The organism is Bittarella massiliensis (ex Durand et al. 2017) (assembly GCF_001486165.1).
Classification (GTDB): Bacteria; Bacillota; Clostridia; order Oscillospirales; family Ruminococcaceae; genus Bittarella; species Bittarella massiliensis.
The window spans coordinates 57,377-72,510 of the sequence record NZ_LN908974.1 but is presented as its reverse complement, the minus strand read 5'-3'; the positions used below and the strand labels follow the sequence as shown (position 1 = coordinate 72,510).

At 61.4% G+C, this 15,134-nt stretch carries 12 protein-coding genes; 6 read left to right on the top strand and 6 right to left on the bottom strand.

Annotation, left to right across the window (positions count from 1 at the left end):
- Position 1: 1 nt before the first annotated feature.
- The gene (locus BN3266_RS00355; RefSeq protein ID WP_075109619.1) at positions 2–1,768 is read right to left on the bottom strand and encodes an NTP transferase domain-containing protein; all 1,767 of its coding nucleotides are present in this window, start codon (positions 1,766–1,768) and stop codon (positions 2–4) included.
- Positions 1,769–1,939: 171 nt separating this feature from the next.
- Here BN3266_RS00355 and BN3266_RS00350 point away from each other — a divergent pair, with 171 nt between their 5' ends.
- Both BN3266_RS00350 and BN3266_RS00345 read left to right on the top strand, forming a co-directional pair.
- Positions 1,940–2,359 (top strand): hypothetical protein, encoded by a 420-nt coding sequence (locus tag BN3266_RS00350; RefSeq protein WP_059002923.1) that lies wholly within the window; start codon positions 1,940–1,942, stop codon positions 2,357–2,359.
- An 84-nt stretch (positions 2,360–2,443) separates the two neighbouring features.
- A complete protein-coding gene (locus BN3266_RS00345) occupies positions 2,444–3,016 on the top strand; it encodes a histidine phosphatase family protein (RefSeq protein ID WP_059002921.1) in 573 nt (190 codons plus the stop codon).
- A gap of 136 nt (positions 3,017–3,152) precedes the next feature.
- Here BN3266_RS00345 and BN3266_RS00340 read toward each other — a convergent pair whose 3' ends face one another.
- The 3 genes from BN3266_RS00340 to BN3266_RS00330 all read right to left on the bottom strand — a co-directional run bounded on the left by BN3266_RS00340 (position 3,153) and on the right by BN3266_RS00330 (position 5,750).
- Positions 3,153–3,707, bottom strand: coding sequence for a nucleoside 2-deoxyribosyltransferase (locus BN3266_RS00340; protein WP_059002920.1), 555 nt, complete (start codon positions 3,705–3,707; stop codon positions 3,153–3,155).
- Between the two features lie 63 nt (positions 3,708–3,770).
- Positions 3,771–4,718 (bottom strand): PfkB family carbohydrate kinase, encoded by a 948-nt coding sequence (locus BN3266_RS00335; protein ID WP_059002918.1) that lies wholly within the window; start codon positions 4,716–4,718, stop codon positions 3,771–3,773.
- Positions 4,719–4,787: 69 nt separating this feature from the next.
- A complete protein-coding gene (locus tag BN3266_RS00330; protein ID WP_059002916.1) occupies positions 4,788–5,750 on the bottom strand; it encodes a LacI family DNA-binding transcriptional regulator in 963 nt (320 codons plus the stop codon).
- Positions 5,751–6,021: 271 nt separating this feature from the next.
- Here BN3266_RS00330 and BN3266_RS00325 point away from each other — a divergent pair, with 271 nt between their 5' ends.
- The 4 genes from BN3266_RS00325 (at position 6,022) to BN3266_RS00310 (ending at position 13,178) form a co-directional block, all read left to right on the top strand.
- Positions 6,022–7,251 (top strand): MFS transporter, encoded by a 1,230-nt coding sequence (locus BN3266_RS00325; RefSeq protein WP_154668906.1) that lies wholly within the window; start codon positions 6,022–6,024, stop codon positions 7,249–7,251.
- 70 nt (positions 7,252–7,321) lie between these two features.
- Entirely contained in the window at positions 7,322–8,542 is a 1,221-nt protein-coding gene (locus BN3266_RS00320; RefSeq protein WP_059002911.1) for an MFS transporter, read from the top strand.
- Between the two features lie 281 nt (positions 8,543–8,823).
- Positions 8,824–12,582 carry an efflux RND transporter permease subunit gene (locus BN3266_RS00315; RefSeq protein ID WP_059002909.1) on the top strand — a complete coding sequence of 1,253 codons (3,759 nt, stop codon included), beginning with the start codon at positions 8,824–8,826 and terminating at the stop codon, positions 12,580–12,582.
- Positions 12,579–13,178, top strand: a complete 600-nt coding sequence (locus BN3266_RS00310) for a TetR/AcrR family transcriptional regulator (protein WP_059002907.1) — start codon at positions 12,579–12,581, stop codon at positions 13,176–13,178. Before BN3266_RS00315 ends, BN3266_RS00310 begins: the two co-directional genes overlap by 4 nt.
- A 69-nt stretch (positions 13,179–13,247) precedes the next feature.
- Here the strand turns inward: BN3266_RS00310 and BN3266_RS00305 are convergent, their stop codons facing one another.
- Together BN3266_RS00305 and BN3266_RS00300 are read right to left on the bottom strand one after the other, a co-directional pair.
- A complete protein-coding gene (locus BN3266_RS00305; protein ID WP_059002905.1) occupies positions 13,248–14,387 on the bottom strand; it encodes a hypothetical protein in 1,140 nt (379 codons plus the stop codon).
- 32 nt (positions 14,388–14,419) lie between these two features.
- Positions 14,420–15,046, bottom strand: a complete 627-nt coding sequence (locus BN3266_RS00300; RefSeq protein ID WP_059002903.1) for a hypothetical protein — start codon at positions 15,044–15,046, stop codon at positions 14,420–14,422.
- Positions 15,047–15,134 lie beyond the last annotated feature (88 nt).

Sequence of the window (15,134 nt, the reverse complement as noted above, 5' to 3'; positions counted from 1 at the left end):
ATTAGCAACCTCCCTTATAAAGCTGCAAAGCGATTTTTCCGTATTTCAGCGCGTATTGGTACCACATATAGGTAAAGTTTCCGAGATTTTGGCCGGTGCTCTCTTTGTAGATGGCCCAAGAGAACAAAAAATAACCGTTGATGGCGATATAGGCGTAATAGTGGCGCTTCTCCTTATCTGTTAGGTCGCGTCCGAAGTAGAGTTTTAAAATGCGCTCGCAATCCTCCACTGTATGCTCACAGCCGACAATAAAGGAACCGATGTCTGCCGCGGGATCGTTGTCGCCAGCATATTCCCAATCGATCAAGTAAGTCCCATTTTTGCCCAAAAGAATGTTGCTGTCACAGGCATCGTTATGGCACATTTCTGGCTGATAGCCGTCCTGTTTTGTAAATGCGTACAACTGGCTAACCATTTCGCGCAAAGTGCTGAATTGGGAATACGCGTCATAATAGTCGCTGGAAACAATGGCCTGCATATCGGCTGCTCTCTCCAGCATATCAAATGACCAACCCAGTGTGGTGGGGTTGCTGTGCAGACGACGGATGAGCTCAACGCCCCTGCGCTCATCATCCGCATTGGTGTAATCAAACGGAACATTTTCAATGTAGGAGGACAACTTCCAGCCTTTAGAGGGTTCACATTTTATCAATGTAGGATCCAAACCGAGAGTTTGAGCGACCTCTTGTGCACGTGCTTCCCGGCTGCGATCAATAATTTTTTCTGTTCCGCGGCCGGGATGTCGGTAAATGTATTTTGTATTGCCAACAGTAAAGCTAAATATGGTGTTGGTCATTCCGCGCTTGATTTGGTGGATATCGGCAATATCACTGTCATTGCAGCGGAGCGCTGTGCAGATGTTTGTCAGGATATTTTCGCCCATATTCTGTATAAACTTATTGTCAAACTGCTCAATTTCTGCAATGGTGTCAAATTCTAGAACGGCATCTTGGGGATATTTTTTTATATATATAGGTAACTCAGAGAGGTGACGGGCGTAGAAATCGTCAATTTTCATATCGTATATGCTGGGATAGTGGTATTCTCGCTCCAAAAGGGAGAGAAACTTTTGGGCGGTATCGTGAGAAAAATACATTTCCCCCATCTGATACCAGCACTTTTCGCCTCCTTGATAGTACTGGTGGATTAATCCGTTTTTATCTACAGCCATGATGTATTCATCGGTATACTCCTCGGAATACAGAGCCGCGTAGTAAGATTGATAGGCGTATTTGGTATATCCGCTCTCCTGAATGTAGTTGTCTGAATAACAGATATAGCTGTTGCCAAAGAACTCCTTGGCTGCATATACAGATGAGAGATTGTTCCTCTGCATATATTCATCGTTGACAATGATATGGACGCCAAATTTTTCTTCCAAATAGAAGAAGAGCTCCTTCATGTAGCCGACTACAACATAAATATCCAGAATGCCTGCTTCCTGCAACTGGCGAATCTGCCGTTCAATGAGGACCTCACCCTTTACTTTAAACAGACCTTTGGGCTTTTCGTAGGAGAGCGGCGCGCAGCGCGAAGAAAAGCCGGCAGCAAGAATGATGGCATTTTTGACTTTATAGGGCTCTAACGCATGGTTTCCAGCAGGGGTAAGGGTATAGTCCGGGGCAATCCACCCCATCTGCCGACACCCTTTTAAGAGGGTGTTAACACCGCCAACAGAGAGTGCCAACGCTTTGGCCAGTGCTCTTTGACTGATGTAGGGGTGATCGCAAAGATAGCTTAAGATTTTAAACTGAGGTTGAGTTAACATGATATATCTCCTGAGTGTTCATTTTAAGTTCAATATATCACCATGAATGAACAAAGTCAATAAAAGGGGAAGTTATTGAAAAGTAAAAGAGAAATGTCAAGTCTTGTCTGCACAGGGAAAAGTCGGTATACTATCTTCTTGTGGCATCACGCGAAAGGACTGATTTTTGGTTTGCAGTTGATTGAAGAGGTATTTGCAAAAGAGGTATACGCGCCCTTTGTGCGCTATTGCCAGCTCCACCACCTGCGGGAGATGGAGGACCTGCGCGGGTTCTCCCCGGCAGAGGCGGCGGGGTGGCCGGGGGTGACGCCGGCCCTGCAAAAGCGGGTGGGGCTGCTGTTGAGCACGTACTGGAGCCGCCACCCCCAAACACCGACCCCCGCCCCGAAAAGGGAGCCGCTGGAAGAGCGGGTGCGGGCCCATTTTGAGGAGAACGCCCACCGGGTGGTCCGGCTCTCTGAACTGACGCCGATTGCCGGCGGACTTGGGCAAAAGGAACTCGCCCGGATGTTGGAGCGGGTGGACTGGTGCAGCTGCCTGGACAAAAACAGCTATTTTTACACCAGCCCCAAAGGAGAGGCAAGCCGGTAAAACCGGTTGCCATCGGCCTGACCTGCTGGTATGATAGAGGGGAAAACAGAGCGGCGGCAGCGCCGCCTGAACGGAGGGAATAGGATGCAGAGAGTGTACTGGATCCGCCACGCCGAATCGGACCACAGCGTTCACTGCGACACCCTGCGGCCCCTGACTGCCAGGGGCCTGGAGGGGCGGCACAGGGTGGAGGAGTACCTGGCCAGCCACGCAGTGGGGGCGGTCCTCTCCAGCCCTTACCGGCGGGCCCACGACACGGTACAGCCCTTTGCGGCCAGCCGGGGGCTGCAGGTCCTCTGCGACGACCGCTTTCGGGAGCGCCGGGTGGCGGGCGAAGGGGAGTGGATCGAGGACTTCTCCGACTTTTCCCCCCGCCAGTGGGCCGACTTTTCCTACCATCTGCTGGGGGGAGAGTCCCTCGCCCAGGTGGAGGAGCGGATGGTGGAAGGGCTGCAAGACGCCCTGGCCGCCCATCCCGGAGAGGATCTGGTGATCGGCACCCACGGCACCGCCCTCTGCGTGCTGATCCACCACTTTGTGCCCGCCTTCGGGCTGGAGCAGTTTGCCGAAATGGTGGAAAAGCTGCCCTGGGCGGTCTGCATGACTTTTGAAGAGGGGCGCTTTTCCGGGTGGGAGGTCGCAGACATCTCCTATTAAGGGAGGTCTGTTGTTGCCCGAGCGCAGAAAAAGAGGTCTGGGAAGATTCCCAGACCTCTTTTTTTAGATGTTCCGCCGCCAAGAGGAGGGCGCGCAAGGCGTTCTCACGCGGTGACGGAGACTTGTTGCAGGGGGATTACTCGGAGACCTTTTTCAGGCCCAGGTCTTTGGCGGCCAGCTCCAGAGCGTCTTCCAGGGTCCCGCAGATGCAGGGGAAGGTGCCGGTCATCATCAGGTTGACCATCTTGCCCCAGTCCTCGATGAAGGCGCCGTCTTTGTCGTAGGCCTTCTTGATGACCTTGCCGTCGGGGGTGGTCTCCTCTTTCCAGGTGACCGGGCCGTAGTACTTGTCGACGGCGGTGATCATGTCCTCCTCGTCGTAGTAGGCGTAGACCTTTTTGCCCTTGGCGTAGGCGTAGACAGCCTCCCACACGGTACCGGCGTCGGGCTCGGAGCCACGGAAGTGCTTGAAGTTGGCAAAGACCAGCTCGCAGCGCTCCAGCCGCTTGATGTTCATCCAGCAGACCTTGTCGGAGGTGACAGGGGGCTCCATGACATCGGGGAACTCCTCATTGGGCAGGGGGGTCAGGCCGTACTGTTTGCAGAGGGCCTGCTTCTGGGCCTTGACCTCTTCAAAGTCGGGGTAGAAGCAGTCGGGGCCGGCAAGGAAGGTGTAGATGGGTTTGTCCATGATAGTGACTCCTTTTCTTTTGTTTATGTATTTGAAAAGCCCGGCGGGCATTTCAGACCAAATTCAGTTCTGCTCGGAGAAGATGGGATTTTTGCGCAGGTGTTCCCGCAGCTCTTCCCGGATGGGGACCTGGGCGCGAATGCCCTCCTTGGCGCGGGAGAGGAAGGCGGCGGCCTGGGCATAGATGGCGGCGCTGTACAGCCCCTCCCCGCGGTTGAGGGCCAGGGCGAGGGCGGCGACAAAGATGTTGCGGTCGCCGTTTTTGTCGATCTCTATCCCCATTTCGGACTGGCCCAGGGTCAAAAACTCGTTCCCGGTGGCGATGAGGACCCCGTCGGCCCCGTACTTGAGGATGGCGGTGCGGGCCCCCCGCTCCAAAAGGGTGGAGAGGGCCAGGCGGGCGGTTTTGAGATCGGGCTCCTGCCGGCCGGTGAGGGTGCAGACGTCCGCCTCGTTGGGGAGGACGATGTCGACGGAGGGGTAGAGTTCCAGCGGCAGCCGCTCCACCGGGGTGGCGGAGAGGAGGACAAAGGCCCCGTGGCGCTTGGCCATGGCCGCGGCCTCGGTCACCGCACAGGCGGGCAGCCGGTTGGAGATCACCACCGTCTTCCGCCCTTTAAACAGAGATTCAAATTCCGCCAGGTCGCCCGGCCGGTAGCTGTCATTGGCCCCAGCGCTGTAGATGAGGGCGGGCGCCTGTTCCCCCCTGACGCGGTGGACAAAGATCATCCCCGAGGGGACCCCTTCTGCGACGGTGATCCCCTGGACATCCACCCCGCGGCCACGCAGGGTCTCGGTCATGGTCTGGCCAAAGGCGTCGCTGCCCACCCGCCCCAAAACGGCGGCGCGCCCTCCCAGCAGCACTGTGGAGACCGACTCGCGCGAGGCCGTGCCGTCGGTCTCCAGACGGGTCTCGTCGGCCTTGACGGTGTCCCACAGGGTGGGGGCGGCGGGCAGGTAGAGGGAGACCCCCATATTGATGGTCCCAACAAAGAGTATTTCTTCTTCCATACTTCCTCCTCGGCAGCTTACTGGCAAACAGCCCAGCCGTTTTTGCCGGCAGTCGGGGCGATGCCTCCGTTACAGGGTGCTCTTGCGCACCGTCAGGGTGTGGCGGAGACACTCGCTCTCCACCGGCTGTCCCTTGATTTTTAACAGCAGCTTTTCGGCGGCCTTGGCGCCGATGCGGTACAGGGGCTTGGACATGGTGGTCAGCCCGGGATAGGTGGCGGTGGCCAGGACGCTGTCCTCCAGGGAGAGGATGGCGCAGTCCTGTGGCACCCGCACTCCCCGGTTTTGCAGGGCGTGCTGTACCCCCAGCGCCTGCCCGTCGCAGACGGCGACGATGCCGGTGGGGCCGTACAGCTCGTCGGCCAGGGAGTAGCCCAGGGCAAATCCGGCCTGGTAGGTGTTGGGGCCGGTGAGGACCCGCAGCCGGGCCCCGGTGTCCTTTAGGGCGTCGGCACAGCCCTTGTTGTAGGCCATGTCAAACCCGGGGACTGTGACCAGCACCACCGTCTTGGCCCCCTTTTGCTGCAGGTAGGCCGCCGCCTCCCGCGCCGCGTCGTAGCGGCTGGAGTAGACTGCGGGGAGTCCGGCCAGGGGGAAACACTCGGCCAATACGGCGGGCAGGCCGCTGGCCTCGGTCTTGCGCTGGGCCTCCTCACTCAGGTGGAGGCCCAAGACCGCCCCCGCGGCCCCGGTAGAGATCATTTCGGGGAGCACCCGGTCCAGGTAGTCGGCGTCTGTCTCCGCACAGTAGAGGAGCACCGGCACCGAGGCGGCGCTGGCGGCATCGCAGGCCCCGCCGGCCAGGATGTTCCAGACCGGGGACATGATGTCCGAGACCACCAGGGCGATGGCGCCGGTCCCCTTGCCGGAGAGGGCCCGCGCGCTGAGGTTGGGGCGGTACCCCAGCTCCTCGACTGCCTGGCGCACCCGGACCTTGGTCGCTGCGGAAATGCTGGGGGAATCGTTGAGGGCGCGAGAGGCGGTGGAGATGTTGACCCCCGCCAGCTTGGCCACCTCTTTTAAGGTTGCCACGGGCACTCCTCCTTTCTCTCGAAACAGTTGCACATTTGTGCAATCAGTTGCATTCTGTTCAAAGGATACTCTTGTTTTGCATTTCCTGTCAAGAGGGCAGGGCGTGTTTTTTGCAAATGCGCGAGAAAATCGGCATATTGGTCGGAAAGAAAGAGGATTTTTTGTGAAAATATGTATTGACAAAGGGAAGGGCAGAGTGATAAAGTTGACAAGATAAAAACAATGAAAGTTGTGCAATCGATTGCGCAACCGGTGAGGAGTTGTATTGCACGTGACCAATCAAAAGAGAAGGAGTGTGACGGCGGTCTTTGTCATCGTCTTTATGATGGCTTTTGCCCTGTCCGGCGGGATGTTCAGCACCGCCCTCCCCAAAATCATTGAGACCTACAACCTGTCCCTGGAACAGGCCTCCCTCTTCTCCGTTTTCCAAAGCGGGGGGATGCTGCTGGCCAACTGCTTCACCGCCCTGGTGGTGGACAAACTGGACAAGAACAAGATGCTGGGTGTCATGTTTCTGCTGATGGGCGGTTTCCTCTTCTGCATCGGCTCGGTGCCCCCCTTCGTCTTGATCCTGATGCTCTTTGTCCTCATGGGCATTGTCTCCAACGTGGTCAACAACGCCTGTTCCTCCTATATGTCCGACCTCTACGGCGACCAGCGGGCCCGCTACATCAGCATCCTCCACGCCTTTTTCGGCCTGGGCTCCCTGATGGGACCCCTCTTCATCGGCCAGCTCACCCGGATGGGCTTTGTCTGGAACAATGCCTACACCACCCTGGGCCTGGTGATCATCTTCATCTCGGTGGCCTACTTCCTGACCATGATGGTCATCAAACGCCCCGTCCCTGAGGTGCAGAACATCGACGACTCGGGCAAGCGGCTGAAGACCCCCTACAAAAAGATGCTGCGCTCCCCCAAGATGCTCTCCCTCTGCGCGGTGAGCTTTCTCTACGCCGGCTTTCAGGTGTACAACACCTGGCTGCCCACCTATCTGAACAACAAAAACCCCGACCTGTTCCCCATCTCCTTTTGCTCCACAGTGGTGGCCTGCTTCTCGGTGGGGATGATCGTCAGCCGGCTCATCAACGGCTACATCTCCAAGTTCATCTCCGCCCGCAACTACATCACCCTGGTGAGCATCTGCTCCTCCGGCGTGCTGGTGGCGGGGCTGCTGCTGGACCAGAAATACCTCTGGCCGGTGGTGGGCTTTTTGCTGGGGCTGCTCACCGGCGCCATCTACACCGCCCAGTTTGTCATGGCCTGTGAGTACTTCCCCCGCTTTTCCGCTTCGGCCACCGCCTTCACCGGCTTTTCCTCCGCCATCGGCGGGATGTGCTTCAACGCCCTGGCCGGGCAGGTGGCCCAGAAGGTCAACTTCCTAGCGGCCATGTGCATCCCGGTGGTCGCGCTGCTCATCACCTTCCTGGTGCTCCTCACCACCAAGCGCGTCGTGGAGCGCGCCGACAGCGGCGAGGGGGATGAGCCCCAGACTGCACAGTAAGCCCTGTTTTCCCGCGGCCTCTGCCGTGGGCCACCCCGCTACGCCCTCTGCCGGCGGGAGAGAGTAGGAGTTGAACAAATCCGTGAGCAACAAAAAGCGCCGCACCATCGCGGCCATCTACGTCATCACCTTCATGGCGGCCTTCGCCCTTTCCAGTGGGCTGTTCAGCAACGCCATGCCCCGCATCATCGAGGGGTACGAACTGACCTTTGACCAGGCGTCCCTCTTCTCCATCTTCCAGAGCGCAGGCATGATCCTGGCCACCGCCCTCACCGTGTTGGTGGTGGACCGACTGGACAAAAACAAGGCCCTGGGGCTGATGTTTTTGCTGATGGGCGGCTTTTTGGTCTGCATCGGCATGGCGCCCCCCTTTGTGCTGCTGCTGGTGGCCCTCTTTTTGCTGGGCACCGTCTCCGGCGTGCTGGACAACGCCTGTGCGGCCTACATCTCCGACCTGTTCGGGGACGAGCGGGCCAAGTACATCAGCATCCTCCACGCCTTCTTCGGGCTGGGCTCGGTGCTGGGGCCGGTCTTCATCGGCACCCTCTTCAAGATGGGCTTTGAGTGGAACACCGCCTACACTACCTTCGGTCTGGTGGTGGTCTTTCTGGCCCTGGCCTACTTTGTCACCATGGCCGTCATCAAGCGGCCCGAACCCGCCGTCTCCGGGGTGGACGAGGCGGGGGTGCGGGTGAAGATCCCCTACAAAAAGATCGTCACCTCCCCCCAGATGCTGGTCCTCTGCGGGATGGCCATCTTCTCGGCGGCCACCCAGGTCTTCAACACCTGGCTGCCCACCTACCTCAACAACAAAGACGCCCTGCTCTACCCGGTGTCCTTCTGCTCCACCATCATGGCCTGCTACTCGGTGGGGATGATCATCAGCCGGGTGCTCAACGGCGCCATCCTGCGCGCCCTCTCCCCCCGCAAGTACATCATCACCATGACCTTTTTGGGGGCGCTGGTGCTGGGGGCGGGGCTGGCCATCGACCAGAAGCTCCTCTGGCCGGTGGTGAGTTTCCTGCTGGGGCTGCTGATCGGCGCCATCTACACGGTGCAGATCATCATGGCCTGCAGCTATTTCCCCCAGTTTTCGGCCACCGCCATCTCCTACGCGGGGCTGGCCTCCTCCATCGGGGGGATGCTCTTTAACGCCCTGGCCGGCCAGCTGGCCCAGCGGGTCAGCTTCCTCTCGGCCATGTGCATCCCGGTGGCGGGGATGGTGGGCACCTTCCTGCTGATGGGCCTCACCCGCCGGGTGGGCAGCCACACCGAGGCGGCGGGGGAGTGACCCCTTTTCTCTAAAACCTTTATCAGGCGTCCCCCTGTATCCGCTTGCAGGGGGACGCTTTTTTGCGCTGGAAGGGGAACCGTTTGTAAACTTTTTAGAAAAGCGCCTTTTTGTCTGGAAAATCAATTGACGGGAAGGGGGGAGACTCGTACAATAGACAGGTGACTGACCGGTCAGTCACCTGTTCTGCCCCTGGGGCCTTTGCCCGGCGCGCCCCCTGCAAGTTTGCGCCGGACCCCCGCCCCTGCGGCAGAGCGCCACAGTCCGAAAGGAGCGCGCGTATGCTTTCCAAATTCAGTGTCAAAAAACCGCTGACTGTCTTTGTGGCGGTCATTTTGGTGATGTTGATGGGGGTCATCTCCTTCACCAACATGCAGACCGACCTGCTTCCCAGCCTGGACCTGCCCTACGTGGCGGTGATCACCGCCTACCCCGGGGCCAGCCCGGAGAAGGTGGAGCAGGCGGTGACCAAGCCCCTGGAGAAGGGGCTCTCCACCACCAGCGGCATCAAAGAGGTGCAGAGCATCTCCAGCGAGAACACCAGCATGGTGATCCTGCAGTTTGCCGACGGCACCAACATGGACAGCGCCATGATCGACCTCAGTGGCAAGGTGGACCTGGTCAAGGGTCAGCTGGCCGACGGGGTGAGCACCCCCACCCTGATGAAAATCAACCCCGACATGCTGCCGGTGATGATCGCTGCAGTGGACGCCGACGGGCAGGACGCCGAGGCCCTCTCCCAACTGGTGAACGAGACCGTTCTCCCGGCGATGGAGCGGGTGGACGGGGTGGCCTCGGTCAGCGCCACCGGCGTGCTGGAAAAGGAGATCCAGGTCACCCTCGACCAGCAGAAGATCGACGCCCTCAACGACAAGATGCTCGCCCAGATCGACGCCAAGTTGGCCCAGACCAAGGCCCAGCTGGACCAGGGGGAGGCCCAAATCAAGGCCGCCCAGGAAAAACTGGACAGCGAGAGTGAAGCCCAGGCCAAGCAGTTGGCCGACAGCGCCGCCCAGCTCTCCGACGGCAAGGCCCAGCTGACCCAGGGGCTGACCTATCTGGACACCACCATCGCCCAGACCAAGGCCCAGAGGGAGCAGCTCTCCACCCTGCGGCAGAGCCTGCAGGCCTTCCTCGACGGGGGGCAGCAGGCGGGCCCGGAGGCGGAGGCGACCCTGACCGCCCTGGTGCAGCGGCTGCAGGACGCCGGCGTTCTCACCCAGCAGGAGGCGCAGGCCCTGTTGGCCGCTCTGGGCCAGCAGAGCGGGCAGCTGGCCCAGCTGTTGGGCGAGGCGGTGACCAAGTTGGACGAGGGGATCGCCGCCGCCGACAGCGGCCTGCGGCAGATGGAGGCCCAGCGTGGCCCCCTGGCCGACAAGTTGGAAGCCCTGGCCCCGGCCGAAAGCCAGCTGGAGGCGGGGAAGATGCTCTTTGCCCAGAAGATCGCCCAGGCCCAGGGGAAGTTGGACGCCACTGCGCAGCAGTTGAGCCAGGGCCGCACCCAGTTTGAGGAGGCGGAAAAGGCCGCCTACCAGACCGCCGGTCTCAGCGGCAAACTGACCCCCCAGACCATTCAGGGGATCTTGGCGGCGGAGAACTTCTCCATGCCCGCCGGCTCCCTCACCGAAAAGGGGGAGAAGTACGCCGTCAAGGTGGGCGATACCTTCTCCAGTGTGGAGGAGCTGGCGGGGCTGGAACTCTTCACCATTGATCTGGAGGGCATCGGCACCATCAAGCTGTCGGACGTGGCCGAGGTGACCTTTGCCGACAACCGGGACGAGATGTATGCCAAAATCAACGGCAACGACGGCATCCTCCTCACCTTCCAAAAGCAGAGCACCGCCTCCACCTCCCAGGTGTCTGCCGACATCCGCGCGGCCATGGCCCAACTGCAGGAGGAGCACAGCGGCCTGCACCTGACCGCCCTCAACGACCAGGGGGTCTACATCGACATTGTGGTGCAGTCGGTGTTGCAAAACCTGCTCATGGGCGGGGCGCTGGCCATCCTCATCATCCTCCTCTTCCTGCGCAACTACCGCCCGACCCTGGCCATTGCCGCCAGCATCCCCATCAGCCTGCTCTTTGCGGTGGCGCTGATGTACTTCTCGGGCGTCACCCTCAACATCATCTCCCTGGCCGGTCTGGCCCTGGGGGTGGGGATGCTGGTGGACAACAGCATCGTGGTCATCGAGAACATCTACCGCCTGCGGGGCGAGGGGATGAGCGCGGCCCAGGCGGCTGTGCGGGGCGCGGCCCAGGTGGCGGGGGCCATTGCCGCCTCCACCCTGACCACCGTCTGCGTCTTCCTGCCCATCGTCTTTACCCAGGGCATCTCCCGGGAGCTGTTTACCGACATGGGCCTCACCATCGCCTATTCCCTGGTGGCCAGCCTGATCGTGGCCCTGACGCTGGTGCCGGCCCTCTCCTCCAAGTTGTTGCGCAGACCCGACCAGACCAAGCACCGGCTCTTTGACCGGTTTGTGAACTGGTACGCCCGGCTGCTGGACAAAGCCCTCTCCCACCGGGCGGCAGTCCTCTGCGGGGTGGTGGCGCTGCTGGTGGTCAGCGGCATCGGCGCCACCCAGATGGGCACCGCCTTTATCCCCGAGAGCGACACCAACCAAATCAGCGTCACGGTGGAGATGCCCCCCGAGACCACCACCGCCGAGACCCGCGCCATGGGCGACCGGGTGGCCGCCATCGTCGGCGATCTGCCCGGGGTGGAGACGGTGGGCGCCATGGAGGGCGGCGGGATGATGAGTTCCGGCGGCAGCGGCAGTGTCAGCATGTACGTCATCCTCTCCGAGGGGAAACGGCCGGACAGCAGCCACATTGCCCAGCAGATCAAAGACGCCACCGAAGACCTCCCCTGCGAGGTCACCGCCCAGAGCTCCATGGGGGATATGTCCTCCATGGGCGGCTCGGGCCTCACGGTGCAGATCCAGGGCGACGACCTGGACACCCTGCGCCGGGTGGGCCAGGAGGTGGCCGCCCTGATGGAGGGGACCGAGGGCACCCAGGACGTGGAGGACGGCTCGGAGGACCCGGCCTATGAACTGCGGGTGAGCGTGGACAAGAACAAGGCCATGGGCTACGGCCTCACGGTGGCCCAGGTCTACCAGGAGGTGGCCGCGGCCATCCAGTCTGAGACCACCGCCACCACCCTCTCCCTGGAGGACGGCGACTACCCCGTCGTGGTGGTCAAGGACCCGGAGGCGGCCCTCAGCCGGGCCACCTTGGGCGACCACCTGCTCACCGCCACCAAGGACGGGGAGGAGACCACCATCCCCCTCTCGGACATCGCCCAAATCAGCCAGGAGGAGGGGCTCTCCTCCATCCGCCACGACGGGCAGGTGCGCACCCTCTCGGTCAGCGCCCAGATCGACGCCGAGCACAACATCGGCCTGGTGAGCCGGGAGCTGCAGTCCAAGTTGGACAGCTACCAGCCCCCTGCCGGCTACACGGTGGAATTGGTGGGACAGACCGAAACCATCAACTCCACCCTTGTCGAGCTGCTGAAGATGGTGGGGCTCGCCATCGTGCTGATCTACGGCATCATGGTGGCCCAGTTCCAGTCGCTGCTCTCTCCCTTCATCGTCATGTTCACCATCCCCCTGGCCTTTACTGGCGGCCTGCTGGCCCTCTGGCTCTGCGGGATGGAGATCAGCGTCATCTCCATGCTGGGCTTTTTGGTCCTCTGCGGGGTGGTGGTCAACAACGGCATCGTCTTTGTCGACTACGTCAACCAGCTTCGGCTGGAGGGCACCCCTCTGCGCCAGGCCCTGGTGGAGACCGGCGTCACCCGCGTCCGCCCCATCCTCATGACCGCCCTCACCACCATCTTGGGGCTGGGCACCCTGGCTTTGGGAATCGGCTCCGGAGCCGATATGCTCCAGCCCATGGCGGTGGTCACCATCGGCGGTCTGGCCTATGCCACCCTGCTGACCCTCTTTGTGGTGCCCATCCTCTATGACCTGTTCCACCGCCGCAAAAAGGGCGGCGAGCGGATGCCCGCCGGCGGGGAGGAGGTAGAGCTGTGACCTACAGCGAAAAGGAGATCGCCATCTTCGAGGGGGTGCGCAAATTGGCCTTACAGGGGGCCGACCTGCGGGCCCTCAAGGCCGACGACATCGCCCGGGCGGCCGGTCTGGGCAAGGGCACCCTCTACAACTACTTCTCCTCCAAGGAGGAGATCATCTCCCACACCGTCCTCTACGACCTCTTCCGCCAGATGGACGAGGTGCTGGCGGCGGTGGAGGGGGCCGAGGGCTTTTTGAATAAGTGCCGGGCCGCCCTCACCCGGCTGGGAGAGGGGGCCCGCCAGTCCATGGGGCCCTTTCAACTGCTCCTCCTCTACGGCGGCGTCCCCGACTGGAAGGGGATGGCCCAGGCCTTTTCCAGCGAGATGCAGGCCCGCCGCGCCCAGGTGGAGGAACTGGCCTGGCAGCTGGCCTGCCTGGGGGCCGAGGAGGGCCTCTTCCCCCAGCCCACCGATCAGACCTATGTCTGGCGGGTATTCACCAGCGCCACCATGGGCTTCCAACAGCTCGACTGCGCCCCCTGCATGCAGGGGGGCCAGCCGCTGGACGAGGCGGTGGAGGAGGTCTGCCGCCTGCTGGTGAAGGCCCTCTCCTAAAAAGCAAACAGAAAGATCCGGGAGCCCCGCAAAGGGGGCTCCCGGATCTTTTGCGCTGTGAGAGGGTGTTTAGGGGGCAAAGGGCTCTGCCTGCCGAACGCGGGGGTCGTCTAGAGAGAAGCGGATATAGGCCCCGGCAGCCGTGTCGAAGCAGTACCCCCAACCGCCGGCAATGCTGACGGCCGGGGAGTGGACGGACAGGGCGATCTCCTCATACTCCTGCCACTGGGCGCCGTCGAAAGAGAGGCGGGCCAGGTGGCCGGAGACCTCCAGGTAGACCCAGTGTTCGTCCCAGTTGAGGGGGGTGACACTGCTTCCCCCTGCAAAGGTGTGCAGGACCTGCTCCGGCTGACCGTCAAAGGGGGCGAGACAGAGGCCGCCCTCGGCTGCTCCCTCTTCCGGCCCGGAGTGGAGCTGGCGGATGTAGACGCAGCCGCGATGGGTGACCAGCGGGGTGCCGGTCACCGCGCGGGAATCGGCAATGGAGGCGGCAAGGATGCGGCTTTCGGCATCGCCGAGCCGCTGTAGGTACACCTCGAGGGAGGGGTGCTTTGCGTCCTCCTCATTGGATTTGACGGTGAAGTAGATGCCTTCCCCCCGCTGAAAGGGTTGGGGCAGGGCGGAGAGGCCGCCAAGGGGCGGCAGCTCGTCCTCTTCCACCGGCAGGGGCACCGGGCCAGTCGCGGGGTCGGAGAGGTCGTATTTTTCCAGGTGTTCGCCCGAGCCAAAGTCCCGCCCGTCGTCGGGTTGCAGGGTGTAGAGGGTGGTGCCTATCAGCCGGCAGAGCTCTACCGTGAACGGCAGTTCGTCCTTTTGGCCGGACTGCAGGTCGAACCGATAGGAGGAGCGGGTGTAGGAAAAGGGGTCTGTGCCGTGAATGACATCGTAATAGAGGGCGCCGCAGTAGAGGTGGAGGTTGCGGATGGGGTCGTCCTCTGTCACTAGAGGGGCGACAGACCCGTCGCTGTCGGCGCGGTAGACGGCCTGCCGCCCCTGAAAGTAGACAGTCCCGTCCTCGCCGGAGACGGCCAGCCGATTTTGGTACTTGTCGTCGCAGTAGGGGTACGGCGCGGCGAAGGCAGGGGGTGTGGCGACGTTCTCCCCTTCGCCCTCGAACGGCCTCTCTCCCTTGGCCCCGCAACCGGTCAAGGCGAGGACCGCCGCTGCCAGGAGGGCGGTCGCCCGCACCGCTTTTTGCAGATGATTCACGGACTCTCTCCTCCCTCTGTCAGGCGGTATTTTTACCCCTCTTCGATGACCCGCAGGATGTCGACCATATAGGGCAGGGTCTTGACCCAGTCGCAGAGGACATGCCACTCGTCCAGCTTGTGGGTCCGGCGGGCAAAGTACATCCCCACCAGATTTTCGTAGTTGAGGGTCACGGTGCGCAGCTGGTTGTAGCTCTCGGGCAGCAGCTGGATCATCGAGTACCAGCAGGTCTTGTCCTTGTCCGCCAGATAGTCCTGCCGCAGCTGTTCCAGCAGGACAATGACCCCGTCCAGGCAGGACAGGGTGCGCTCGTCCATCCGGTCGCAGCTGAAATCCTCCCGCGAAAAGGGCTTGGCGTGGATCTTGTGCATGGTGGAGGTGGAGTTGGCCACCGTGCCCACCTTGTAGGTGTCGAACTCCTTCCACCAGTAGAGGGGGGCGGTGATGTCCACCGAGACAAAAATTTGGCGGATAAACTTGCGGTGGTCGCTGCCCGAGCGGCAGAGCCGCAGCGCCAGGGAGAGGTCGTTCTCCCCCAGCTGGTAGCTCCCGTCCTCGCCGTAGCTGCTGTCGCCGCGCGCCCAGCTGTTCATGGGGTTGCGGGCGCCCCGCATGGCGTTTTCCCAGTTCATCACCGCAGTGCGTTCCAATACAATCATGGCCGTATCCTCTCCGTTTCTCCGCCGCCCTGTCTGGCTGCGCGCTTGTTTCCCCCTATTATACTGTGTTTTCCGCCCCAGCGCAAAG